The following is a 5183-nucleotide window of genomic DNA, read 5'->3' on the forward strand; positions in this document are numbered from 1 at the left end:
TCGGCACGGCCAATCATGTCGTCGAACTTGGCTATGCCTAGTTGCGCCATGATGTGGCGTACTTCTTCGGCGATAAAGAAAAAGTAATTGACCACGTGTTCGGGCTTGCCAGAGAATTTTTTGCGCAGCACCGGGTCTTGGGTGGCGACACCGACCGGACAAGTATTGAGATGACATTTGCGCATCATGATGCAACCCTCGACCACCAGCGGCGCGGTAGCAAAACCGAATTCATCCGCGCCGAGCAATGCGCCGATGGCGACATCACGGCCTGTCTTCATTTGTCCGTCGGTTTGCACACGTATGCGACCACGCAAACCATTTAAGACCAAGGTTTGCTGGGTTTCGGCCAAGCCGATTTCCCACGGACTGCCCGCATGCTTGATGGACGACCAAGGCGAAGCGCCGGTTCCGCCATCGTGACCAGCGATGACGACGTGATCGGCTTTGCACTTAGCCACACCTGCGGCAATTGTGCCAACGCCAACTTCTGACACCAATTTGACGCTGACGTCTGCATGCGGTGCCACGTTTTTCAAATCGTGAATGAGTTGCGCCAAGTCTTCGATGGAATAAATGTCATGGTGGGGCGGTGGAGAAATCAAACCCACACCTGGCACGGAATAGCGCAAGAAGCCGATGTACTCTGACACCTTGCCGCCGGGGAGTTGACCACCCTCACCCGGCTTGGCGCCTTGCGCCATTTTGATTTGAATCTGATCAGCGCTACTGAGGTACTCCGCAGTCACACCAAAACGTCCGGATGCCACTTGCTTGATTTTGGAGCGCAGTGAATCGCCAGCCAGCAACGGCAGGTCGACCTCAACTTGTTTGTCGCCGATCACGCTTTTCAAGGTCTCGCCTTTTTGAATCGGTATGCCTTTGAGTTCGTTGCGGTAACGCGCCGGGTCTTCACCGCCTTCGCCAGTATTGCTTTTGCCGCCGATGCGGTTCATGGCGACAGCCAATGTGGCGTGCGCTTCGGTACTGATAGAACCCAAGGACATGGCGCCGGTGGCAAAGCGTTTGACGATCTCAGTGGCAGATTCCACTTGATCCAACGGGATAGCCTTGGCGGGATCAATTTTGAATTCGAACAAACCACGCAATGTCATGTGGCGACGGCTTTGGTCGTTGATGATTTGCGCGTATTCCTTGTACGTGGTCCAGTTGTTGGCACGTGCACTGTGCTGCAATTTGGCGATGGCGTCTGGTGTCCACATATGGTCTTCGCCACGGGTACGCCACGCATATTCACCGCCAGCGTCCAACATCGTGGCCAACACAGGGTCTTGGCTAAACGCACTGGCATGCATGCGGATCGCTTCTTCGGCAATTTCAAAAATACCTATGCCTTGCACACGACTGGGTGTGCCGGTGAAATATTTGTCGATGGTCTCGCTATTGATACCAATCGCTTCGAATAATTGCGCACCACAATACGACATGTAAGTGGACACGCCCATTTTGGACATGATTTTGGACAAGCCTTTGCCGATGGCTTTGACATAGTTGTAAATGGCTTTATCGGCTGACAACTCGCCTGGCAACTGATCGTGCATGGCTGCCAGCGATTCCATTGCCAGATAAGGATGAACGGCTTCAGCACCGTAACCAGCCAGCACAGCAAAGTGATGTACCTCTCTTGCGCTTCCGGTTTCAACCACCAAGCCAGCGCTGGTGCGCAATCCTTCTTTCACCAGATGTTGGTGTATGGCAGACAATGCGAGCAAGGCTGGGATGGCCACTTGCGTGGCTGATAACGCACGGTCGCTGATGATGAGAATATTGTGGCCGCTTTTGATCTGATCCACGGCTTGTGCGCACAGTGAAGCCAATTTGGCTTCCACACCTTCATGGCCCCAAGCCAAGGGATAAGTGATGTCCAAGGTGGCGCTTTTGAACTTGCCATGGGTCATGCTCTCGATATGGCGCAGTTTGGCCATGTCCTGAAAGTCCAGCACCGGTTGGCTGACCTCCAAGCGCATCGGTGGGTTGACCTGATTGATGTCAAGCAGGTTTGGTTTAGGCCCGACAAACGACACCAGCGACATCACAATGGCTTCCCGAATAGGGTCGATAGGCGGGTTGGTTACTTGCGCGAACAACTGTTTGAAGTAGTTGTACAGCGATTTATTTTTGTTTGATAAAACAGCGAGTGGGCTGTCGTTACCCATAGAACCCAAGGCTTCTTCGCCATTGGCGGCCATGGGAGCCATCAGGAATTTGAAATCCTCTTGGCTAAAGCCAAAGGCTTGCTGGCGGTCCAGCAATGACAAACTGGTCTGCTCGGGCGAGCCCACCGGATGCTCTTGCACATCATCCAAACGGATGCGCAGATTTTCAATCCATTGTTTGTAGGGCTTGCTGTTGGCCAGACCAGACTTCAATTCTTCATCGTTGATCATTCGACCTTGTTCCAAGTCGATCAAGAACATTTTGCCGGGTTGCAAACGCCATTTGCGGATTATTTTGCTCTCTGGCACGGGCAACACACCGGACTCGGAACCCATGATCACCAAGTCGTCATCAGTGATGCAATAACGCGATGGACGCAGGCCATTGCGGTCCAAGGTGGCGCCGATTTGTCTGCCGTCTGTGAATACGATAGAGGCAGGGCCGTCCCAAGGTTCCATCATGGCGGCGTGGTATTCATAGAACGCGCGGCGACGCGAATCCATGGTGCTGTGGTTTTCCCAAGGCTCAGGAATCATCATCATCATGGCCTGGCTGATCGGGTAGCCGGCCATGGTCAGTAACTCGAGGCAATTGTCAAACGTGGCGGTGTCTGATTGATCGGCAAAACTGATGGGATAGAGCTTTTGCAAATCTGCGCCCAACACGGCAGAGGACATGACGCCCTCGCGTGCTTTCATCCAGTTGTAATTGCCTTTGACAGTGTTGATCTCACCGTTATGCGCTACATAGCGGTAAGGGTGGGCCAACGGCCACTCAGGAAATGTGTTGGTGGAGAAACGCTGGTGGACCAGACCCAAAGCAGATACACAGCGCGGGTCTTTCAAATCATTGAAATAAGTACCTACTTGGTCTGCCAGCAACAAGCCTTTGTAAATGACCGTGCGGCTGGACATGCTGGGGACGTAATATTCTTTGCCGTGCTTTAAGTTGAGGTGCGAAATAGCTGCGCTGGCGGTTTTGCGAATCACATACAGCTTGCGCTCGAGCGCGTCTTGCACGATGACATCGTTGCCGCGACCGATGAACACTTGGCGGATCAACGGTTCTTTGGCACGCACGGTGGGTGACATGGGCATGTCTTGGTTGACGGGCACATCACGCCAGCCAAGCAACACCTGACCTTGGGCACGGATGGCCCGCTCTAATTCTTGCTCACAGGCCAAACGTGAGGCGTTTTCTTTGGGTAAGAAAACCATACCGACACCGTATTCACCGAACATCGGCAAGTTAACGCCTTGTTTGGCCATGTCCTCGCGGTAGAGCGCGTCCGGCAACTGAATCAAAATACCGGCACCGTCGCCCATCAATTTATCGGCACCTACTGCGCCACGGTGGTCTAGGTTTTCCAAAATCTTCAAAGCCTGAGAAACAATCTCATGGCTTTTGTGCCCTTTGATATGAGCGACAAAACCTACACCGCAAGCGTCATGCTCTTGGTTAGACTGGTACAAACCCTCGGTAAACGCGTGCTGCATTTCGCCATCCTCTGTGTATATCTTGGAAGAAGCGTAAGCATAGTCCAGCAAATGCTCGATTCCAAACAATTTAATTGGGGTCAGATACCAATTAATTCTCTAGTTATTTAATCGGGAATTAAATTAGGGACAGATTAAGCAGAGCCACTTTCCCCCATGGGTCTACCCGCTTTGGCCTTGTGTATTCGCCTCTTGGTCAAGGGTTGCAGGCTTTGAATGAACACATCTTCGCCTAAAGCCCAGCCACCCATTACTGAAGATGTGAGTGCTTGCTTGTTTTCTTCTTCAATACCCGCTTGAACCATTTCGGCATAGGCTTTTTCTCTGGCAAACGGCGTATTGCCCAGCGCCCAGTACACCTCATGAGCCACCAGCCAACTGTCTTGCCGCGCCCCAACATAATGTGCGTGGCTGGACCAAGGGTGCTCTAAGGCCTGTGCCACCATGCCAGCACGTACCGGGTTGAGGTCCATGTAAACCATACAAGCCAAAAAATAGCGATCGGTTTGTATCAACGCACTTCGAAACCGCCCTTCCCACAATGTACCGGTGCGTGTGTGGCGCTTATTGAAGTAACGAACGTAGTCACGACCCAAGTTTTGCATCATTTTTGACAAAGCCTGTTCGGCTTGCGGCGTGACCAGCAAATGCACATGGTTGTCCATCAATACAAAAGCGTGCAAATCGACTTGCTGCGTTTGGCAATGCGTGACCAGCAACTCGAGCCATATTTGCCTGTCGCTGTTGTCCTTGAAGATCCATTGACGGTTGTTGCCGCGCAAAATCACATGGTGCGGGTAACCGGGCAATGAGAGACGGGGCAGACGGGCCATGTGTGGATGGTAATGCGAGCCGAGGTCTGCTGTTTGTTAGGGTTGCACCGTTATCATGCGAACCATGAACAAGTCAGAGTTATCCCCGCCTGCCCAAGCGAAAGCAATGCATGTGTTTTGCTTGTGCGCGCAATGGTGCGGTACTTGTCGTGAATACCAGCCCATCTTTGATCAATTGGCGTCGCAATCGCCGGAAGTTAAGTTTGTGTGGGTGGATATTGAGAGCCATGATGAACTGCTAGGCGATCTCGATATAGACAATTTTCCAACGCTGTTAATTGCCGATGCCCAAGGCCAGGCCAGGTTTGCGGGCACCGTGTTGCCGCACGCCGAGACTTTGCAGCGCATGTGCCAGGCGGCATTGGCCGGGGATTTTCCGCTGATCAACGACTCTGTTTGGCAAAACGTGACGCCTGAGTTGATGCGGTTGGAGTAGTGAGGTCAGTGAATTGGGAAAATTGGGGTCAGGTTCCAATTAATTCTGCGAATGGAAATTGGGGTCAGGGAAATTGGGGTCAGTAACCAATTAACTTGTTATGAGGTTGCTGACCCCAATTTCCAAGTTCCCATTTCTTCTAGGCCGAATTCCTGCAACAAGGCCTTCAAGCGATCAGCAGACGATTGCTTGCGCTGACCGGTGAACTTCGCCAGTATCAGTTCGTTTTTCATGCTGTGC

At 52.3% G+C, this 5183-nt stretch carries 3 protein-coding genes; 1 reads left to right on the forward strand and 2 read right to left on the reverse strand.

Annotated features, from left to right (window positions below; genetic code table 11):
* Together AC9UG7_RS11265 and AC9UG7_RS11270 are read right to left on the reverse strand one after the other, a co-directional pair.
* A partial coding sequence (locus AC9UG7_RS11265) for a glutamate synthase-related protein (RefSeq protein ID WP_509587762.1) occupies nucleotides 1-3674 on the reverse strand: 3674 nt, incomplete at its 3' end.
* A 134-nt stretch (nucleotides 3675-3808) separates the two neighbouring features.
* The gene (locus AC9UG7_RS11270) at nucleotides 3809-4507 is read right to left on the reverse strand and encodes a transposase (RefSeq protein ID WP_509587764.1); all 699 of its coding nucleotides are present in this window, start codon (nucleotides 4505-4507) and stop codon (nucleotides 3809-3811) included.
* 64 nt (nucleotides 4508-4571) lie between these two features.
* Between AC9UG7_RS11270 and AC9UG7_RS11275 the strand changes: the two genes are divergently transcribed.
* Nucleotides 4572-4943 carry a thioredoxin family protein gene (locus AC9UG7_RS11275; protein ID WP_509587766.1) on the forward strand — a complete coding sequence of 124 codons (372 nt, stop codon included), beginning with the start codon at nucleotides 4572-4574 and terminating at the stop codon, nucleotides 4941-4943.
* Nucleotides 4944-5183 lie beyond the last annotated feature (240 nt).

Origin of the sequence: Limnohabitans sp. (genome assembly GCF_046052765.1) — a bacterium.
Lineage (GTDB): Bacteria > Pseudomonadota > Gammaproteobacteria > Burkholderiales > Burkholderiaceae_C > Limnohabitans.

Coding starts and splice junctions, on each gene's coding strand:
- AC9UG7_RS11270 (WP_509587764.1), bottom strand. CDS start 4,507: ATGGCCCGTCTGCCCCGTCTCTCATTGCCCGGTTACCCGCACCATGTG.
- AC9UG7_RS11275 (WP_509587766.1), top strand. CDS start 4,572: ATGAACAAGTCAGAGTTATCCCCGCCTGCCCAAGCGAAAGCAATGCAT.